The organism is Cupriavidus sp. SIMBA_020 (assembly GCF_046535395.1).
GTDB lineage: Bacteria > Pseudomonadota > Gammaproteobacteria > Burkholderiales > Burkholderiaceae > Cupriavidus > Cupriavidus campinensis.
Genome location: NZ_JAWRWU010001848.1, coordinates 1 through 229, shown reverse-complemented (window position 1 = coordinate 229; position 229 = coordinate 1). Strand labels below are relative to the sequence as shown.

General features: G+C 67.7%; 1 pseudogene. It reads left to right on the top strand.

Features of this window, described 5'->3' with window-relative positions:
- Positions 1 to 229 (top strand): annotated as a pseudogene (locus SB751_RS35985) (mechanosensitive ion channel family protein); the annotation flags it as partial.

The following is a 229-nucleotide window of genomic DNA, read 5'->3' as shown; positions in this document are numbered from 1 at the left end:
CCTCACGAAACCCGACGGCATCTGCGAATACGTGCCGAACAGCGCGCTGTGGAGCAACTCGATCCGCAATTTCAGCCGCAATCCCACGCGCCGTCTCGACCTCGAAGTCGAAGTGTCCGTGCGCGACGACGTGAACCGCGCGATCGAAGCGCTGCGCGCGCTGGCCGCCGCCGATCCGCGCGTGCTGGCCGCGCCCGCGCCGCAAGTCATGGTGACGCGTTTCGACGAC